The organism is Duganella sp. CT11-25, from assembly GCF_047302815.1.
Taxonomy (GTDB): Bacteria; Pseudomonadota; Gammaproteobacteria; order Burkholderiales; family Burkholderiaceae_D; genus Rugamonas.
Genome location: NZ_JBKBFD010000001.1, coordinates 2,385,555 through 2,404,133, shown reverse-complemented (window position 1 = coordinate 2,404,133; position 18,579 = coordinate 2,385,555). Strand labels below are relative to the sequence as shown.

Here is an 18,579-nt window from a genome sequence, read left to right as displayed (position 1 = left end):
GTGGGATACTTGATGCTGGTGGTATGTGAACAGCATCGGGATTTCTTTATGAACCAGCAAGCAATCAAAATTGAGGGCATGAGTTGCGCCTCCTGCGTGGGCAGGGTGGAGAAGGTACTGGCGGCGGTGGCTGGCGTGGACAAGGTCAGCGTCAACCTGGCGACCGAGATGGCGCGCGTCGAGTCGGCGCAGCCGGTGGACCTGGCGCTGCTGGTGCAGGCGGTCGACCAGGCCGGCTACCAGGCCACGCCGGTGCTGCCGGACGCTCCGGCCGGCGCGCCTGCGGCGGCGGAACGCGCGCACGGCCTGCCCGGACCGCGCGACGGTGACGCCGTGCTGCTGGCGGCGCTGCTGTCGCTGCCGCTGGTGCTGCCGATGCTGCTCGAGGCGGCCGGCGTGCACTGGATGCTCGATGGCAGGATCCAGTTCCTGCTCGCCACGCCGGTACAGTTCTGGCTGGGCGCGCGTTTCTATCGGGCCGGCTGGCTGGCCGTGCGCGCCCGCAGCGGCAACATGGATCTGCTGGTGGCGCTGGGCACCAGCGCGGCCTACGGCTTGAGCGTCTATCAGCTGCTGGCCAGTCGTAGCGCCATGCCGCACCTGTATTTCGAAGCATCGGCCGTGGTCATTACGCTGGTCTTGCTGGGCAAATGGCTGGAGGCGCGCGCCAAGCGCCAGACCGCGTCGGCGATCCGCGCCTTGCAGGTGCTGCGTCCCGACGCTGCACGGGTGCGGCGCGGCAACCAGGATATCGATGTGCCGATCGCCGAGGTCAGCGTCGGCGATCTGGTGGTGGTGCGGCCAGGCGAGCGCATCGCAACCGATGGCGTAGTGGCGGAAGGCGCCAGCCATGTGGACGAAGCGCTGATCACCGGCGAAAGCCTGCCGGTGGCGCGTCACGCGGGCGAGCGCGTAACCGGCGGCGCCATCAACGGCGAAGGGCTGCTGCTGGTGCGCGTGACGGCGGTGGGCGCGGAAAGCACGCTGGCGCGGATCATCCGGCTGGTCGAGGATGCGCAGGCCGCCAAGGCGCCGGTGCAGCATCTGGTGGACCGCGTCAGCGCCGTGTTCGTGCCGGTGGTGCTGGTGCTGGCGCTGCTGACGCTGGCCGGCTGGTGGCTGTATGGCGGCGATGTGGAACAGGCCATCATCAACGCGGTGGCGGTGCTGGTGATTGCCTGCCCGTGCGCCCTGGGGCTGGCCACGCCGGCCGCCATCATGGCCGGCACCGGCGTCGCCGCGCGTTACGGGATATTGATCAAGGATGCCGAAGCGCTGGAGCTGGCGCATCGTATCACCACGGTCGCTTTCGACAAGACCGGCACGCTCACCGAAGGCAAGCCATCGCTGGCGGCGCTGGAACCAGTACCTGGCGCCGACAAGGCACGCCTGCTGCAGCTGGCCGCCGCCGTGCAGCGTGGCAGCGAGCATGCCTTGGCCCGCTCGGTGCAGGACGCCGCTGCCGCTTCCGCCGCGCTTGCGCCGCTCACGGCGTCCGACGTCAGCGCCTTGCCCGGCCGAGGCGTCGCCGCCACGGTGGACGGCATGCGCCTGGCGCTGGGCAGCACGCGCCTGATGCAAGAGCAGGGCGTTTCGTTGGAGGCGCTGTCCGCGCGCGCCGCCGCATTGGAACGGCAAGGCTTGACCATCTCCTGGCTGGCCGACGCCGGCGAGCGGCAGCTACTCGGCCTGCTCGCCTTCGGCGACCGCATCAAGCCGCAGGCCCGGACCGCGCTGCAAGCCCTGCACGCGATGCACGTCCAGACCATCCTGCTCACCGGCGACAACCAGGGCAGCGCCGACGCCGTCGGCAAGCAGCTCGGCATCGGCCACGTGGTCGCCAACATGCTGCCGGCTGACAAAGCGAGCACCGTCGCCGCGCTGAAGACGGACGGTGCCTGCATCGCGATGGTCGGCGACGGCATCAACGACGCTCCCGCGCTGGCCGCCGCCGATGTCGGCATCGCCATGTCCAGCGGCACCGACGTCGCCATGCACGCCGCCGGCATCACGCTGATGCGTGGCGATCCGGCGCTGGTGGCGGCCGCCATCTCGATCTCGCGCCGCAGCTACAGCAAGATCCGCCAGAACCTGTTCTGGGCCTTCATCTACAACCTGGTCGGCATTCCGCTGGCCGCGTTCGGCCTGCTCAACCCCATGCTCGCGGGCGGTGCGATGGCGCTCAGCTCCGTCAGCGTCATCAGCAACGCGCTGCTGCTGCGGCGCTGGAAACCGGAAGAACAGTCATGAATATCGGACAGGCAGCCCAAGCCTCGGGCGTATCGGCCAAGATGATCCGCTACTACGAAAGCATCGCGCTGATCCCGCCGGGGCGGCGCAGCGACGCCGGCTACCGCATCTACGGCGACAACGACGTGCACACGCTGCGCTTCGTCAAGCGCGCCCGCACGCTGGGCTTCTCGCTGGAGCAGATCGGCGGGCTGCTGTCGCTGTGGCAGGACAAGGCGCGCGCCAGCGCCGACGTCAAAGCCATCGCGCTGAACCACGTGGAAGAGCTGAACCAGCGCATCGCCGAACTGACGGAAATGCGCGACACCCTGCAAACGCTGGCCGGCTGCTGCCATGGCGACAATCGTCCCGATTGCCCCATCCTGCAAAATTTGGCGGACTGACTCAGGTTGTCTGTATAATCTCGCCACGTTTTGGTGCCCGCGCGTCTGTCCAGATGCGCAGTTAAACGGGAAGCAGGAAGCTGGTTACGCCAGCCAACCTGCGCTGCCCCCGCAACGGTAAACAAGCGTCGTCGTCGACGACAACCCACTTCGCTATACCACTGTGCTTTTGCATGGGAAGGTCAGGCGGGTCTGCTTGCTAGCCCGGATACCGGCCAGGACAGGTGGAAATGCCCAGGCATTTCTGTTCAATCCGCTCACGGGGAGGTGAGTGGCTTGCTTTCTGTTGTCCGACAATTCAATGCTTCTATCCAGCGCGCCACGGCCTTGCCGACCGGCGGCCATGCCTCGCGCATGCGCCGTCCATGCTCCGCTGCGCGCTGCTTTTCCAGGATCCCATCATGTTTAATCTGCCCGTCGACGCAGCCATCGGCTCGATCGAGACGCTGCTGTATTCCATTTCCAACGTGCTGTACCTGCCGGTCTTGCTCGGCATCGCGGCGCTGGTGCTGCACATGCTGGTGTGCTGCGGCACCTTCGGCGCGGAGTGGCTGGAACGCCGCCGCGGCGTGCGCGTGCTGGTCGCCACCGCCAGGCAGGAGATGTCCGCCGCGCTGACCGCGCAGGAAGGCGAGCCCGGATTGGACGCCCGCCTCGAACGCCTGGTGCAGCGCGCCGACGCCGCCGGCGTGCGCCGCCTCGACGGCGTGCGCTTCGTGGTGCGGGTCGGCCCCGCGCTGGGCCTGATGGGTACCCTGATCCCGATGGGAATCTCGCTGGCCGGCCTGGCGCAGGGCAACCTGCCGAAGATGGCGGAGTCGATGACGACCGCTTTCACGGCCACCGTGGTGGGCCTGGCCTGCAGCGTCTGCGCCTACGTACTGAGCCTGGTGCGCGAGCACTGGCTGCGCAGCGACCTGACCGAGATCGCCTACGCCGCCGAATCGCTGCTGGCGTCGCACGACACCAAGCCGCACCTGGTGCGCGCGGGGGCCTGAGATGACGATGCGCTACCTGAACCGCCACCGCTACAGCCGCATCGGCGAGCATAGCGAAGATCCGCTGGCCGGCGTCGCCAACCTGTTCGACGCCAGCATCGTTTTCATCGTCGCCATGATGCTGGCGCTGTTCTCGGCCTGGAACATGATGGACCTGCTGGATCCGAATTCGGAGGTCACCATCGCCAAGAAGAGCGCCGACGGCCACGTCGAGGTGCTGACCAAGAAGGGCTCCGAGATCAAGGTCAGCAAAGTGAGCGACAAACCGTTGTCGGGTTCGGGCAAGCGCCTGGGCACCGCGTATCAACTGCCGGATGGGAAGGTTGTCTATGTTCCGGAATAAGTTCTATGCGCTGGCCCTGCTGCTGGCCTCCTTGTGCATCGGCGGCTACGTCCACTCGGCGCAGGCGCCGCGCACGCTGGCGCTGATGCTGGGCGATGTCGAGTCGCGGCCGGCGGTGCTGGCGGTGCGCGGCCTGCAGGCCGAGTTGAAGGAATTGAACGTCGTCGTGCGCATCATTCCCGCCAACGGCATGACGCCGGCCGACCGCAGCGCGCTGGCCTCCGCCGACGTGGCGATCGTCAACGCCAAGGGCCGCCAGGCCATGACGGGCCTGACCACCGAGCTGCAAACGCTGCAGAAGGCGCGCAAGCCGGTGTTCGCGGTCGGCGGCGCCATCGACGACGCCTTGCGCGAGCTGGCCGTGCGCGACGACAAGACCATTCAGTCCTACCACCGCGAAGGCGGCGTGGAGAACATGGGCAACCTGCTGCGCTACATCCTGCGCAACAGCTTCGGCTCGCAGATCGCCGTCGCGCCCGTGCATGCGATGCCGGAAGTGGGCCTGTACGACGTGACGGCCAACCGCACCGTCGGCACCTACGAGGAATACCTGCAAGGCTACGCCCACTACAAGACCGGCGCGCCGTGGATCGCGGTGCCGTTTTACCGCGCCAGCCTGGTGGCGGGACAAACGCTGCCGTTGGCGGCCATCGTCGCGCGCCTGGAGGCGAGCGGCTACAACGTGCTGCCGGTGTTCGGCTATCCCTACGAGACGCCGCTACGCCTGCTGCTGGACGAAAACGGTAAGAGCCGCGTCGACCTGATCGTCGCGCTGGGCATGAAGGTGGGTGGCACCGCCAACACCGGCGCCATCCTGGACAAGATCGGCGTCCCGGCCATCAACGCCATCACGCTGAGCCAGCAGACGCTGGCCCAGTGGCAGGAGTCGCCGGTCGGCCTCGATATCATCGAACGTACCTGGCAGCTGGCCGGCGCCGAAGTGGCGGGCCTGATCCAGCCGACCGTGGTCGCCAGCCGCGAGCGCATCAGCGACGCGCAGACAGGCCTGGCCTACGTCGAGGAGACGCCGATCGCCGAGCGCATCGAGCGCCTCAACGAACGGGTGGCCGCCTGGCTGGCGTTGCGCCAGAAGGCCAATGGCGACAAGCACATCGCCATGATCTACTTTAATTATCCGCACGGTTCCGAGACCATCGGCGCGGCCTACCTGAACGTGCTGCCGGAGAGCCTGTGGCAGATCGTCCAGCGCCTGAAGCGGGAAGGCTACCGCACCGGCGACGCGCTGCCGGCCACGCAGGACGAGCTGCAAGGCGAGATCCAGCAGTGGGGTAACTATCCAGGCAAGTCGAAAGGCGACTACATGGCGGGTCTGAAGCATCTGGCCGAGAGCGGCCAGGCGCTGCTGGTGCCGCTGTCGGATTACCAGCAGTGGTTTGCCAAGCTGCCGCAGCCTCTGCGTGCGTCGATCGAAAAATCCTGGGGCGTGCCGGAGAAGGCACCCGTCCTGTGGCGCAACGCCAAGGGCGAGGCCTTCTTCGTCTATCCCGCGCGCCGCTTCGGCAACGTGCTGATGGCGCCGCAGCCGGGCCGCGCGTGGGAGCAGAACCTGGAGAAGCTGCACAATGAAGTGAGCATGCCACCGTCGCATGAATACATCGCTTTTTATCTATGGCTGCAAAAGGACTTCCACGCCAATGCCGTCATGCACATCGGCACCCACGGCACGCAGGAATGGCTGACCGGTAAAGAGGCCGGCCTGTCCGAAAGCGATCCGACCGAAGCGCTGATCGGCGCCATGCCGAACATCTACCCCTACGTGATGGACGACGTGGGCGAGGGCATACAGGCCAAGCGCCGCGGCATGGCGACCATCATCGACCACATGACGCCACCGTTCGACGTGGCGGGCCTGAACCCGGACCTGCGCGAACTGGGCGCGCTGCTGAACGACTATCGCGTGGCGGAGCAGAAAAGCCCGCTGCTGGCGCGCAGCCATCTGCTGGCGATCAACCGCCTGGCGGCCAAGAGCGGCGTGTTGAAGGACATGAAGAAGACCGAGCTCAAATCGGAAGCCGACATGGAAGGGCTGGAGGAATACCTGGACGACACCGGCGGCAAGCTGACGCCGTTCGGCCTGCACACCTTCGGCGTGGCGCCCAAGCCGGAGCAGCGCAACGCCACCGCGCGTGCGGTGGTCAGTCTGGATAGCACCTCCACACCGGAGCAAAAGGCCAAGCGGATCGTGCAGCTGGAAGGCGATATCGAACGCAGCGCGGAGCTGGAACTGGAGCGCCTGATGCAGGCGCTGGCAGGCCGCTACATTCCGAGCGGCGCCAGTGCGGACCTGGTGCGCAATCCCGATGCGCTGCCGACCGGCCGCAACTTCTTCGGCCTCGATCCGTCGCGCATTCCGAGCAAGACCACCTACGAAGCCGGCGCCAAACTGGCGCAGCAGCTGGTGGACGACTACCGCAAGCGCCACGGCGCCTATCCGGAAAAGCTCAGCATGAACTTGTGGGGCGTCGAAACCTCGCGCCACGAAGGCATCATGGAAGCGCAGGCGATGTCGCTGATGGGCGTGCGTCCGACCTGGGATGAGCGCGGCCGCGTGACCGGCGTGGAAGCGCTGACGCGCAATCAGCTGGGTCGCCCACGCGTGGACGTGACGCTGATTTCGTCGGGCCTGTTCCGCGACCTGTTCGGCAATCTGCTGACATTGATGGACCAGGGCGCGCAGCTGGCGCAAAAGCAGGATGACGAAGGCGGCAACGTGATGCAGGCCCACAGCCGCAAGACCGCCGCCGCGCTGGCCGCGCGCGGCATCGCGGCCGACGAGGCGCAGCGCATGGCGTCGGTGCGCATCTTCGGCCTGCCGAGCGGCGCCTACGGCACGCAGATCGAGAAGCTGATCCCGTTGACCAACGCCTGGCAGAACGAGAAGGATGTGGCGGACGTGTTCATCAACCGCATGAGCCATCCGTTCGGCGCCGGCTATTGGGGCGACGACAAGGCCGATCCGGGCCAGCGCCGCGAGCTGTTCAGGCAAGCCATCTCCGGCAGCCAGATCGCGTTGCACAGCCGCTCCAGTAACCTGTTCGCGACGCTGGATAACGACGACTTCTTCCAGTACCTGGGCGGCACCGCGATGGCGATCCGCAGCGTGGACGGCAAGACGCCGGAGGTCATGGTCAGCGATTTGTCCAACCCGCGCAAGCCGGGCCACAAGACGCTGGAGCAGTACATGGGCCAGGAGATGCAGTCGCGCTACCTGAACCCGCGCTGGGCCGACACCATGCTGAAGGAAGGCTATTCCGGCGCGCGCTACATCAACCGCGTGGTCGACTACCTGTGGGCCTGGCAGGTCACCGTGCCGGAAGTAGTGGACAGCACCAAGTGGCAGCGCATGTACGACACCTATGTGGAGGACCGCCACGGCCTGAAGGTGCGCGAACGCTTCGCCAGCAGCGGCAATCTGCGCGCCTTCCAGGCGATCACCGACCGCATGCTGAGCGCCATCGAACGCGGTTACTGGAAGCCGAGCGACGCGGTGCGCAACAAACTGACGCAGCAGAATGCGCAGGCGATCAAGGATGCAGGCGTGTCGTGCAGCGCGGATTCGTGCAGCAAGGCGACGATGAAGGTGGCGCCGCAGTTCAACGCGGAGTTCGTACCCAACGTCGGCAGCAATGCGGCCATCGTGCGCGGCGCCGCTGCCGCCAGCCGTCCGGGCGGCGCCGCGCCGTCCGCGCAACCGGCTCCGCCGGCGCCGAGCCGGCAGGCCACCGATGCGGCCATGCAGAACGCGATCACCGAACTGCAGGCATTGCAGAACAAGGCGCAGGAGCTGCAGCCGCCACCCGCGCAACCGCCGCGCGCCAAGGCCAAGCCGGCCGAGCCGGCGCCGCAAGCCAAGACCGACGCGCAGGACGCGAAAGTCAGCGGCTTTGAAATGCAGACGCTTGCCAATCTCACGCCGGTGCAGAAGACCGTCGGCACGCTGGCGCTGCTGGCGCTGGCCGCCGCGCTGGTTGGTGTCGGCTATGTCAGCCGTCGTAACAAACTCCGTCAATTGAAGGGCTTTTTATGATCAGCAGTAAATCCATCGCCGCCTTGGCAGCCTTATTGCCGCTGGCATCCTACGCGGCCGAAGATGGCGACGTCGCCGAAACGCTCGGCACGGTCGAAGTGCGCGGGCACTACGACAACGGCGTCGGCACTTCAGGCGCCGCCAGCCAGGGTTCGGTGACGGCGGCGCTGATCGCCAACCGTCCGGCGCTGCGCCCGGGCGAGCTGCTGGAGTTTGTGCCGGGTGTGATCGTCACGCAGCACAGCGGCGACGGCAAGGCCAACCAGTACTTCCTGCGCGGCTTCAACCTGGATCACGGCACCGACTTCGCCACCTTCGTCGACGGCATGCCGGTCAATATGCGCACGCACGCGCACGGCCAGGGCTACACCGATCTGAACTTCCTGATCCCCGAACTGGTGGACCGCATCAATTACAAGAAGGGTCCGTACTACGCCGACGAGGGCGACTTCGCCTCGGCCGGCGCGGCGCACATGGGATTGGCGAACAAGCTGAAAGAAAACACCGCCAGCGTCAGCATCGGCGAGAACAAGTACATCCGCTCGGTGCTGACCGGTTCGACGCCGCTGGGCGCGGGCAACCTGGTCTACGGCGCGGAGCTGGGCCACAACAACGGCCCTTGGACCAATCCGGAAGCCTTCCACAAGAGCATAGGCGTGCTGCGTTACACGCAGGGCGGCAGCGACAACCAGTTCAGCGTCACCGGCATGGCCTACAAGGGCGGCTGGTATGCCAGCAACCAGATCCCGCTGCGCGCGGTGCAAAGCGGCGAGCTGGATCCCTACGGCGCGATCGACCCGAGCGACGGCGGCCGCACTTCGCGCTACAGCCTGTCGGCGTCGCTGCGCCAGCGCACCAGCGAGACGCTGTTGCAGGCCAATGCCTACGTGGTGCAATCGAGCCTGGACCTGTACAACAACTTCACTTACTTCCTGGATGATCCGGTCGATGGCGACCAGTCGCGCCAGACCGAGAAGCGCCGCATGACGGGCTTCGATGTCGGCCAGACCTGGTTCAGTCACTGGGGCGGATTCGATGTCAGCAACAAGATCGGCGTGCAAGGACGTTACGACTACCTGTCGCCGCTGGCGCTGTACAAGACCAGGAACCAGCAGATCACCGGCGTCATCACGCAGGGCACGGTGAAGGAAGCCAGCGCCGGCGCGTACCTGGAGAACACCGTGCAATGGCTGTCGTGGATGCGCACCACGGCCGGCCTGCGCTACGACCGCTATCGCTTCGACGTCGACAGCAACATCGCCGAGAATTCGGGCAAGGTCAGCGCCGGCACCACGTCGCCGAAGATCTCGATGGTGCTGGGCCCCTGGGCCAAGACCGAATTCTTCCTCAACTACGGCGAAGGCTTCCACAGCAACGACGCGCGCGGCACCACCGTGCACCTGACGCCGCGTGAACTGGAGCCTATCGATCCGGTCACGCCGCTGGTCAAGACGCGCGGCGCGGAACTGGGCGTGCGCACCGAGTTCCTGCCTGGCCTGCAAAGCTCGATGGCCTTGTGGAAGCTGCGCTCCGCGTCGGAGCTGGTGTTCTCCGGCGATGCCGGCGATACCTCGGCCAGCCGCGGCAGCTATCGTTCCGGCATCGAGTGGAACAACCACTATATCGCCAACGACTGGCTGCTGTTCGACCTGGACCTGGCTTACTCGCGCGCGCACTACACCGAGCATGACGAGGCGGGCGACTACATCCCCGGCGCGATCGGCAAGGTGGCCTCGTTCGGGGCGACGGTCATCGACGTCGGCCCGTGGTCCGGCGCATTCCAGATGCGCTACTTCGGTCCGCGTCCGCTGATCGAGGATAACAGCAAGCGCTCGGCCACGACGGCGATCGCGTATGCGCGGGTGGGGTACAAGCTCAATCGCAGCTGGGCGGTGTCGCTGGATGTGTTCAACCTGTTCGACCGCAAGGCCAGCGACGTGGACTACTACTATGCGTCGCGCCTGCCGGGCGAGCCGGCTGAAGGCGTGGACGACTTCCACTACCACCCGGCCGAGTCGCGCAGCTTCCGCCTCACCTTGAAGGCCACGTTCTAACGTGCTCCGGCGGCGCCGTCCCGGTGCTAGCATTTGCGTATGACGACACCATACCAACTCTATTACTGGGACGGCCTGCAGGGCCGCGGCGAATTTGTCCGGCTGGCGCTGGAGGAGGCGGCGATTCCGTATGTGGATATCGCGCGGCGGAAGCAGGGCATGCCGGCGCTGATGGCCAGCCTGGATGGCGACAAGGTCGATCATCCATCGTTCGCGCCGCCGTCGCTGCAGGCGGACGGGATGCTGATCGGGCAGACCGCCAACATCCTGCTGTTCCTCGGCGCGCGGCATGGGCTGGCGCCGCGCGCGGAAGAGGGGCGCCTGTGGGCCAACCAGCTGCAGCTGACCATCTGCGACATCGTCGCCGAAGCGCACGAGACGCATCATCCCATCTCGACCAACAAATACTACGAAGAGCAGAAGAAGGAAGCCAAGGCGCGCGCCAAGGATTTCCGGCTGCACCGCATTCCGAAGTTCCTGGATTATTTCGAGGGCGTGGTGCAGCGCAATCCGGGGCGGGGCGGCTGGGCGGTCGGCTCGCGGCTATCGTATGTCGACCTGTCGCTGTTCCAGCTGATCGAAGGCTTGCGCTACGCCTTCCCGAAAACGATGGCCAGGCTGGAGCCGTCGTATCCGGGGCTGGTCGTCTTGCACGACAAGGTGGCGGCGCGGCCGAATATCGCGGCGTATGTGCGGTCGAAGCGGCGGATACCGTTCAATGAAGACGGCATCTTCCGCCGCTATCCCGAGCTTGAGAAATGATCAGGCGGCGCTGGTGACAGGGTAGCCTGCATCGGCGATGGCCGACTTCAGCGGCGCCAGCGCGCTGGCGCTGTCGATCTTGACGGACTTGGTGGCCAGGTCGATCTCGACCTTCGCCGCCGCATCGATAGCCTGGACCGCCTTGGTCACCGCACCCACGCAGTGCCCGCAGCTCATGTTTTCCACTTGAAGCTGATACATCGCCTACCTCCCAAAAAGTTTCGATGATCATACTGTAGTCCTTCCCGTCGCGGGAAGGTCAAGGGAAATCTCGTCGTAGGGGAAGATGATTTGGTCGTCGTCGTGGCGCTCAAGAATGCCTGCATTTAAAAGCGCGTTGATGTCAGTTTTAACTTCTGCAATGTCGCGATCTAGTCCTTCCGCGATGGCCGTAACCGACATGCCGCCAGCACCGCAGAGCAGCTTCAAGATCGCCCATCGGGTGTCGCTAATGACCTGCGACAGTAATTCTTGGGAGGAAAACACAATCCTGGTGGAAGAATCAGAAATGCCCGCTGCCAGATATTGAGCGAAATTTGCCATCGCCTGTCTTGGTGGGCATACTTCAAAGGTCACGGTTTTCATTGTTCCACCTCTCAATATCTGCCTCAAAATCAGCAATCAAGTGCCTGATTGATCGGTAACGATACGCCGAATTACACATCGGCCATTTACCACATAGGCCAATCGATATTTGTAGGTGTGTATTGAATGTGTGGCGGCTGTTGGAAGCATCCAAATAACCAGTTCTGCGAAAGCGTTCTGCGAATAAACAAGGCGCGTCTTTCGAAGTAGGGTCGCTTTCATGTTGCGCTCACCGAAATACGATGTCAATTGAGCTCAACGATAGCTCTCAGCGCACGGCCAGTGTGGTTATTCGACTAGCCCCTGATACAAATCAATCGCTTTTTAGTTCCATAAATCGCACTATTTCCCGGTTTTTATTGACAAATGAATGAGAATTGTTATCATTCGCATTCCATGTAAATTGCATTACTAATTGGGGAATAGATGAATAAGCAGGCTCACGTTCAAGGGCGTTTTCAATTGCATCGATTGACGGTATTGGTCACGCTCGCCATGCCGCTGGTCGCTCACGCCCAGGCGACGGAACAGTCGACGGCCGTGCTGCCGCAGGTCGAGGTCTCCGGCTGGAAAATGGGCGATACGACCGAGGGCACCGGTTCCTACACCACCGGCCGCGCCAAGACCGCCACGCCGCTGAGCCTGTCGCTGCGCGATACGCCGCAGTCGATCTCGGTCGTGACCCAGCAGCGCATCGAAGACCAGGGCCTGGTGACGGTGACCGATGTGGTCAACAACGTCACCGGCGTCTCGGTCAACCAATACGAAACCAACCGCGCCGGTTTCACCGCGCGCGGCTTCGATATCGACAACCTGCAGATCGACGGCATTCCGACCACCTGGGACCAGGCGTGGAGCTCCGGCGAAGTCATGGGCACGCTGGCGGTGTATGACCGCGTCGAAGTGGTGCGCGGCGCCACCGGCCTGATGACCGGCGCCGGCAATCCTTCGGCGGCGATCAACCTGGTGCGCAAGCGCGCCACCAGCAAGGAGCTGACCGGTTCGGCCGAGCTGGCCATCGGCAGCTGGAACGATTACCGCACCCAGCTCGATGTCTCGACCCCGCTCAACAAGGAAGGCACGGTGCGCGCCCGCGTGGTCGGCGAGTACAACCAGCGCGACAGCTGGATCGATCTGGTGGAAAACAAGAGCAAGACCATTTATGCGACGGTCGAAGCCGACCTGACGCCGAAGACCCTGCTGTCGGCCGGCTACACCCGCCAGGAAACCGATCCCAAGGGGCCGATGTGGGGCGGCCTGCCTTACTGGTACAGCGACGGTTCGCTGACCAACTGGGACGTGTCGAAGACCTCGTCCGCCGGCTGGACCAGCTGGAGCACCGAGTACTACAACGCCTTCGCCAACCTCGAACACGAGTTCGACAACGGCTGGAAGGTGCGCGCCAGCTTTACCCACAGCGACCGCAAGGCCGACTCCTATCTGCTGTACGTGTCGGGCGTGCCGGACCGCGCGACCGGCCTGGGCATGTTCCCGTTTGCCGGTTCGTACGTGACGCATACCAAACAGGACGACTTCGGCCTACACGCCAGCGGCCCGTTCCAGCTGTTCGGCCGCAAGCATGAAGCCGCCTTCGGCTACCAGCATTCCGAGCAGAAGTTCAACTCGGACAGCCGCGCCGCCGATTTCGGCGGCGCCTCGTCGGACATCGGCGACTTCAACCACTGGAACGGCGCCGCCTATCCCACTCCGACCTGGGGCGCGGCGACCTTCTACGAAAGCAGCGTCACCAGGCAGGAAGCCTTGTACGGCGTGGCGCGCTTCGCGATCACCGATCCGCTCAAGCTGATCGTCGGCGCCCGCGTGACCAACTACACCAAGACCGGCCACGGCCTGTGGACGCCGGCCTACGAGGTCAAGAACGAGCATGAAGTGACGCCGTATGCCGGCCTGGTTTACGACCTCAACGATAGCTGGTCGGCCTACGCCAGCTATACCGAGATCTTCCAGCCGCAGAACCTGAAAAATTTAGCCGGCTCGACCCTCGACCCGATCACCGGCAAGAGCGCGGAGACCGGCGTCAAGGGCGAGTTCTTCGACGGCCGCCTGAACGTATCGGCGGCCGTGTTCAAGATCAGGCAGGACAACCTGGGACAAGCGGCCGGCCTGGTCGATCGCGGCGGCTTGCCGGAGGCTTACTACGTCGGCACCAAGGGCGCCACCAGCAAGGGTATCGAGTTCGAGATGTCGGGCCAGTTGGCCAAAGGCTGGAACGCCACCGCCGGCTACACCAGCTTCAAGGCGGAAGACGCCAGCGGTGCGGAATTCAACAGCGTGTACCCGCGCAAGCTGCTGCGCCTGTACACGACCTACAATCTGCCGGGCGAACTGAGCAAGTTCACGGTCGGCGGCGGCGTCAATTGGGAAGGCCGTACCTACACCATCGACCCGAACGCTCCGGCATCGACCAGCGGCCGCATCGAACAGGAAGCATACAGCCTGGTCAACCTGATGGCGCGCTACGAGATCAGCAAGAACCTGTCGGCGCAATTCAACCTGAACAATGCGCTGGATAAAAAACACTTCGGCATGTTCGCCGCCTATGGCGCGATCACCTACGCGGCGCCACGCAGCGCTTCCGTGTTGCTGAAGTATCGCTTCTAACACCAGGGACCGGGCCCGAGGGCTCCGGTCCCCAACACGCATGAGGTTATTTTGCGCGCTTTCTGGACTGTGATACATCGTTACGCCGGCTTGCTCATCGCCGGTTTTTTGTTTATTAGCGGCGTGACCGGTGCCATCATTTCGTGGGACCACGAGCTGGACGATCTGCTCAATCCGCACCTGATGGAAGCGCATAGCGCCGGCGCCGCGCAGCCGTCGCTGGCACTGGCGCGGCAGATCGAAGCGCGCTACCCGCAGGTGCGCGTCTCCTTTGTGCCGCTGCACGTGGAGCAGGGCGAGTCGATCGCCTTCGGCGTCAGCGGCCGCGTCGATCCCGCCACGCAAAAGCTGGTCGAACCCGGATTCAACCAGGTCTTCGTCGATCCCGTCAGCGGCGCCGAACTGGGCAAGCGGGAATGGGGCGTGGTGTGGCCGATCACCAAGGAAACCCTGGTCTCCTTCCTGTACCGCCTGCATTACACGCTGCACATCCCGGAGTTGTGGGGCATCGACCGCTGGGGCATCTGGCTGATGGGCGTCATCGCGATGATCTGGGTGGTCGACAGCTTCGTCGGCTTCTACCTGACCCTGCCGGTGCGCCGCCGCCATACCGCGCGCCCGGCCGACGATATCGCGGGCGACCAGCCTGCTCCCGCCGGCAAGACCTGGTGGCGGCGCTGGCAGCCGGCGTGGAAGGTGCGCTGGAGCGGCGGCAGCAACAAGCTCAACTTCGACCTGCACCGCGCCTTCAGTCTGTGGACCTGGATGCTGCTGTTCATCCTGGCGTTCACCGCGTTTTCGCTGAACCTGTACACCGAGATTTTCTATCCGGTGATGCAGAAGATTTCCAAAGTGACGCCGTCGCCTTTCGACACCCGGCCGATGGCCGACAAGCACCATCCGATCGCGCCGCGCCTGGCCTATGCCGACATTCTCCAGCGCGCCAGCGTCGAAGCGGCGCGGCGCCAATGGCCCGAGCCGGCGGGCAGCGTGTTTTATTCGCAGGAATTCGGCATCTACGGCGTCAGCTTCTACAAGCCCGGCGACGATCACGGCGCCGGCGGCGTCGGCCCGCCGCTGCTGTACTACGATGGCGCGGATGGCCGCCTGCTCGGCGACCGCCAGCCATGGAAGGGGACGGCGGCCGACCTCTTCGTGCAGGCGCAATTCCCCTTGCACTCGGGCCGCATCCTCGGCTTGCCGGGACGCATACTGATTTCGTTCATGGGCGTGGTGGTCGCGATGCTGAGCGTGACCGGCGTGATCATCTGGTGGCGCAAGCGCGCGTCGCGGGTGGCGGTGGCGCGGAGACCGCGGCAGCTTAGCCCTGCGGCGGATCGTCGAGCTTCGACAGGTCGAGGCTGACCAGCGCCCAGATGCCGCCGGCGTAGTCGGGTTCCTGGGACAGGGTTTCCACTTCGGAGGGTTTGATTTCGAAGGCGCGGCCCTGTTCCACCAGCTGGCCGATGTGGCCGTAGATCGCCTTGGCGGCGTTGCTCATGGCTTTGTCCACCGTCTCGCCGGTGGTCACGCACCCGGGCATATCGGGCACGGTGACGCCATATTTGGTGGCGCCTTTCCTCCGGATAAGGATAGGGATGTCCATGTCTTACCTCAGGGTCCGAAAGGCTGGTCCAATCAATGACTTGGGATGTCTAGTGTCATACAGGTCGCTGCGCGTTTCAAGCACTTTCGTCGTCGAGCCTGTTTCCCCCTCTGTTCTCCGTTTGGTTTGATTGACATCATTCATTGCCTCGGATAACATCGAAAACATACCAAATTGTATATTCAGGTGTCTTCCTGGCAAGGCACTCTGCAGGTACCCGATCCCCGTACCTGGTTAAGCGGCTTACGCTTCGTTCAACCAACCATACGGGGACTCACTATGAAATCCATCAAACTGGCGGTCCTGGCCGCGGCACTGCTTGCCGCCGGCGGCGCCAGCGCCGAGACCATCACCTTGCCGGCATCCCTTCTTACTGCCCGCGTGCAAAACACCGTGCACAAGCACCGCGACGTGGTCGAAGCCGCTGTTGCCAATTCGGCATACGGCCAGGCCATGTTGGCCCGTTACGACAAGCGCGAGACCGGCCCCGTCGATTCCGCCGATATGTGGTGGATGCTGGACTATGACGAGTCCCGCGCGCTGTGGCTGAGCGCAGGCCAGATTCTCAAGGACAGCCACCGCGAGGCGGGCGAGGGGCGGGACGAGGAGTACCAGGCCAGCCATCCCAATGGCGAACCCGACATCCTGTCGGTGCGCATGGTGTCGGAAGAGGTGGCGGCGGTGCCGGAGGCCGACACCTGGGCCATGCTGCTGGGCGGCCTGGGCATGATCGGCGCCGTCGCGCGCCGGCGGCGCGCATCCTGAGCGCAAAAAAGAAGCCCCGCCGGCATTGCTGCGGGCGGGGCTAACAGGTACGGGTTTATTCTACTACAGCACGTCGCTGGCGTGATCGGCCAGGCGCGAGCGTTCGCCGCGCGCCAGCGTCACGTGGCCGCTGTGCGACCAGCCCTTGAAGCGGTCCACCACATAGGTCAGGCCGCTCGAACCTTCGGTCAGGTAAGGCGTGTCGATCTGCGCGATGTTGCCCAGGCACAGGATCTTGGTGCCGGGACCGGCGCGCGTCACCAAGGTCTTGACCTGTTTCGGCGTCAAGTTCTGCGCTTCGTCGATGATCAGGAACTTGTTGACGAAGGTGCGGCCGCGCATGAAGTTGAGCGACTTGATCTTGATGCGCGAGCGGATCAGGTCCTGCGTTGCCGCGCGGCCCCATTCGCCGCCGTCCGAATCGGACTTGTTGAGCACTTCCAGGTTGTCGTCGAAGGCGCCCATCCATGGCGACATCTTCTCTTCCTCGGTGCCCGGCAGGAAACCGATGTCTTCACCGACCGGCACCGTCACGCGGGTGACGATGATTTCGTTGTAGAGCTTGGTCTCCAGCACTTGCGCCAGGCCTGCCGCCAGCGCCAGCAGGGTCTTGCCGGTACCGGCCTGGCCCAGCAGGGTGACGAAGTCGCATTCCGGATTCATCAGCAAGTTCAAGGCGAAGTTCTGCTCGCGGTTGCGGGCGGTGACACCCCACACATTGTTCTTGTTGTGGCTGAAGTCGCGCAGCGTCTGCAGCACGGCGGTCTTGCCGTTGATCTGCTTGACCTGGCCGTAGAACGGCGCTTCGCCATTCTTGGGTTCCAGGAAGATGAACTGGTTGACCAGCAGCGACGGCACGAACGGGCCGGTGACGCGGTAGAACGTGGCGCTCTGGCCGTTCTTGTTTTCCTGCCAGCTCTCCAGGTCCTTGCCGTGCTTGGTCCAGAAGTCGTCCGGCAGCTGGACGATGCCCGAGTACAGCAGGTCGGTATCTTCCAGCACGTGGTCGTTGAAGTAGTCCTCGGCCGGCAAGCCCAGCGCGCGCGCCTTGATGCGCATGTTGATGTCCTTCGACACCAGCACCACCGGGCGGCCTTCCTGTTCCGCTTCCAGCGAGCGGACCACGGACAGGATCTGGTTGTCGGCCTTGCCGACCGGCAGTCCGACCGGCAGGTCGGCCGTTTGCAGGCGCGTCTGGAAGTACAGGCGGCCCTTGGCATCCTTGTTGCCCAGCTTGGACAGCGGGATGCCGTTCTCGATGGCGTCGTCGTCGGTGTTGGACACCAGCGCGTCGAGGGTGCGTGACACCTGGCGGGCATTGCGCGCCACCTCGGTCATGCCCTTCTTGTGGTTGTCCAGTTCTTCCAGCGTCATCATCGGCAGGTAGACGTCGTGTTCCTCAAAGCGGAACAGCGACGATGGATCGTGCATCAGCACGTTGGTGTCGAGCACGAACAGCTTGGTGGTGCCGGTCTGGTCGGCGTGGCGGCTGGTGGACGACTTGATCGCCACTTCGTTCGGCTTGTGCTTGGCCGGATGCGGCGCTTCGGCGTTGATCGGCGTGACCTTGCCGCGCGTGGACGGCGCCTGCTTGGCCTTGGCGGCCGGCTTGGCCGCCGGCGCCGGGGCGATGACGCCGGCGGAGGCCGCCTTCAGTACGGCCGGCGCGGCTTTCAATACGGCGGCCACGGCCTTGGACTTGACCGGGGCCTTGGGTGCTGCTGGTGCTGCTGGTTTTGCTTTGGAAACTGGGACTGCTTTGACAGGCGCCGCTTTCTTCGGCGCGGGCGCAATCTCGGCTACCGCCGCCATGGCGGGAACCGGGCGCGGCCCTGTCGCTTTTGGATAGTCTTTCGCCAGAAGTAAAGTCGCTGGCTTACTAGGTAATTTTGGCAGTGGCATCAGGATCTCAATCAAAAAATATCTGGAGGAATCCGCCCATAGGCGCAGCGCGCCGCCGTAACACGGCGACGTTGGGACCGGATGGGGTGGATGCTGGGTAAAACAGGTTATAAGACTGCCGACGGGCGCTCATCTGGCCCGGAGAAAGTACCGCGTGGTGGCCGGCTGGCCACCATGTAGGGTGGGAAGAGTTACAGTGATGACTCAAGGGCTGGTATGCATGGTTCTGCTACGGTTGAGCAACTTCTGGAAGCCGCAACG

13 protein-coding genes, 1 pseudogene and 1 riboswitch are annotated in these 18,579 nt (G+C 64.5%); of the genes and pseudogenes, 10 read left to right on the top strand and 4 right to left on the bottom strand.

Features of this window, described 5'->3' with window-relative positions; all coding sequences use genetic code 11:
• Window positions 1-48: 48 nt before the first annotated feature.
• The 7 genes from ACEN9F_RS10180 (at window position 49) to ACEN9F_RS10150 (ending at window position 10,838) form a co-directional block, all read left to right on the top strand.
• Window positions 49-2,250 carry a heavy metal translocating P-type ATPase gene (locus tag ACEN9F_RS10180; RefSeq protein WP_413419906.1) on the top strand — a complete coding sequence of 734 codons (2,202 nt, stop codon included), beginning with the start codon at window positions 49-51 and terminating at the stop codon, window positions 2,248-2,250.
• Window positions 2,247-2,633, top strand: coding sequence for a Cu(I)-responsive transcriptional regulator (gene cueR / locus ACEN9F_RS10175; protein WP_413419905.1), 387 nt, complete (start codon window positions 2,247-2,249; stop codon window positions 2,631-2,633). Before ACEN9F_RS10180 ends, cueR begins: the two co-directional genes overlap by 4 nt.
• 14 nt (window positions 2,634-2,647) lie before the next feature.
• Window positions 2,648-2,868: riboswitch (cobalamin riboswitch) on the top strand.
• Between the two features lie 166 nt (window positions 2,869-3,034).
• Window positions 3,035-3,631, top strand: a complete 597-nt coding sequence (locus tag ACEN9F_RS10170) for a MotA/TolQ/ExbB proton channel family protein (RefSeq protein ID WP_413419904.1) — start codon at window positions 3,035-3,037, stop codon at window positions 3,629-3,631.
• Between the two features lies 1 nt (window position 3,632).
• On the top strand, window positions 3,633-3,974 hold the full coding sequence (locus ACEN9F_RS10165; RefSeq protein WP_413419903.1) for a DUF2149 domain-containing protein: 342 nt from the start codon (window positions 3,633-3,635) through the stop codon (window positions 3,972-3,974).
• A complete protein-coding gene (locus ACEN9F_RS10160) occupies window positions 3,961-8,022 on the top strand; it encodes a cobaltochelatase subunit CobN (protein ID WP_413419902.1) in 4,062 nt (1,353 codons plus the stop codon). The genes ACEN9F_RS10165 and ACEN9F_RS10160 overlap by 14 nt, the downstream gene beginning before the upstream one ends.
• Entirely contained in the window at window positions 8,019-10,076 is a 2,058-nt protein-coding gene (locus ACEN9F_RS10155) for a TonB-dependent receptor (protein ID WP_413419901.1), read from the top strand. The genes ACEN9F_RS10160 and ACEN9F_RS10155 overlap by 4 nt, the downstream gene beginning before the upstream one ends.
• A gap of 39 nt (window positions 10,077-10,115) precedes the next feature.
• Window positions 10,116-10,838, top strand: a complete 723-nt coding sequence (locus ACEN9F_RS10150; RefSeq protein WP_413419900.1) for a glutathione S-transferase — start codon at window positions 10,116-10,118, stop codon at window positions 10,836-10,838.
• On the opposite strand, the gene ACEN9F_RS10145 is transcribed toward ACEN9F_RS10150, so the two are convergent.
• Both ACEN9F_RS10145 and ACEN9F_RS10140 read right to left on the bottom strand, forming a co-directional pair.
• A complete protein-coding gene (locus ACEN9F_RS10145) occupies window positions 10,839-11,039 on the bottom strand; it encodes a heavy-metal-associated domain-containing protein (RefSeq protein ID WP_413419899.1) in 201 nt (66 codons plus the stop codon).
• A gap of 27 nt (window positions 11,040-11,066) precedes the next feature.
• Window positions 11,067-11,423, bottom strand: a complete 357-nt coding sequence (locus ACEN9F_RS10140; protein WP_413419898.1) for a helix-turn-helix domain-containing protein — start codon at window positions 11,421-11,423, stop codon at window positions 11,067-11,069.
• A gap of 426 nt (window positions 11,424-11,849) precedes the next feature.
• Between ACEN9F_RS10140 and ACEN9F_RS10135 the strand changes: the two genes are divergently transcribed.
• Both ACEN9F_RS10135 and ACEN9F_RS10130 read left to right on the top strand, forming a co-directional pair.
• A complete protein-coding gene (locus ACEN9F_RS10135) occupies window positions 11,850-14,045 on the top strand; it encodes a TonB-dependent siderophore receptor (RefSeq protein ID WP_413419897.1) in 2,196 nt (731 codons plus the stop codon).
• 69 nt (window positions 14,046-14,114) lie between these two features.
• The gene (locus ACEN9F_RS10130) at window positions 14,115-15,410 is read left to right on the top strand and encodes a PepSY-associated TM helix domain-containing protein (RefSeq protein WP_413419896.1); all 1,296 of its coding nucleotides are present in this window, start codon (window positions 14,115-14,117) and stop codon (window positions 15,408-15,410) included.
• Here the strand turns inward: ACEN9F_RS10130 and ACEN9F_RS10125 are convergent.
• Complete coding sequence (locus ACEN9F_RS10125) at window positions 15,367-15,651, bottom strand: type II toxin-antitoxin system HicB family antitoxin (RefSeq protein WP_413419895.1); 285 nt, start codon at window positions 15,649-15,651, stop codon at window positions 15,367-15,369. The genes ACEN9F_RS10130 and ACEN9F_RS10125 overlap by 44 nt on opposite strands.
• Before the next feature lie 675 nt (window positions 15,652-16,326).
• On the opposite strand from ACEN9F_RS10125, the pseudogene ACEN9F_RS10120 reads away from it, so the two are divergent.
• Window positions 16,327-16,416, top strand: a pseudogene (locus tag ACEN9F_RS10120) (PEPxxWA-CTERM sorting domain-containing protein); the annotation flags it as partial.
• Window positions 16,417-16,479: 63 nt separating this feature from the next.
• Here ACEN9F_RS10120 and ACEN9F_RS10115 read toward each other — a convergent pair.
• Complete coding sequence (locus ACEN9F_RS10115) at window positions 16,480-18,318, bottom strand: PhoH family protein (RefSeq protein WP_413419894.1); 1,839 nt, start codon at window positions 18,316-18,318, stop codon at window positions 16,480-16,482.
• Between the last annotated feature and the right edge of the window lie 261 nt (window positions 18,319-18,579).

Excerpts from the sequence above, each read along its gene's own strand:
- ACEN9F_RS10180 (WP_413419906.1), top strand. The coding sequence starts at position 49 with ATGAACCAGCAAGCAATCAAAATTGAGGGCATGAGTTGCGCCTCCTGC.
- cueR (WP_413419905.1), top strand. The coding sequence starts at position 2,247 with ATGAATATCGGACAGGCAGCCCAAGCCTCGGGCGTATCGGCCAAGATG.
- ACEN9F_RS10170 (WP_413419904.1), top strand. The coding sequence starts at position 3,035 with ATGTTTAATCTGCCCGTCGACGCAGCCATCGGCTCGATCGAGACGCTG.
- ACEN9F_RS10165 (WP_413419903.1), top strand. The coding sequence starts at position 3,633 with ATGACGATGCGCTACCTGAACCGCCACCGCTACAGCCGCATCGGCGAG.
- ACEN9F_RS10160 (WP_413419902.1), top strand. The coding sequence starts at position 3,961 with ATGTTCCGGAATAAGTTCTATGCGCTGGCCCTGCTGCTGGCCTCCTTG.
- ACEN9F_RS10155 (WP_413419901.1), top strand. The coding sequence starts at position 8,019 with ATGATCAGCAGTAAATCCATCGCCGCCTTGGCAGCCTTATTGCCGCTG.
- ACEN9F_RS10150 (WP_413419900.1), top strand. The coding sequence starts at position 10,116 with ATGACGACACCATACCAACTCTATTACTGGGACGGCCTGCAGGGCCGC.
- ACEN9F_RS10145 (WP_413419899.1), bottom strand. The coding sequence starts at position 11,039 with ATGTATCAGCTTCAAGTGGAAAACATGAGCTGCGGGCACTGCGTGGGT.
- ACEN9F_RS10140 (WP_413419898.1), bottom strand. The coding sequence starts at position 11,423 with ATGAAAACCGTGACCTTTGAAGTATGCCCACCAAGACAGGCGATGGCA.
- ACEN9F_RS10135 (WP_413419897.1), top strand. The coding sequence starts at position 11,850 with ATGAATAAGCAGGCTCACGTTCAAGGGCGTTTTCAATTGCATCGATTG.
- ACEN9F_RS10125 (WP_413419895.1), bottom strand. The coding sequence starts at position 15,651 with ATGGACATCCCTATCCTTATCCGGAGGAAAGGCGCCACCAAATATGGC.
- ACEN9F_RS10115 (WP_413419894.1), bottom strand. The coding sequence starts at position 18,318 with ATGCCACTGCCAAAATTACCTAGTAAGCCAGCGACTTTACTTCTGGCG.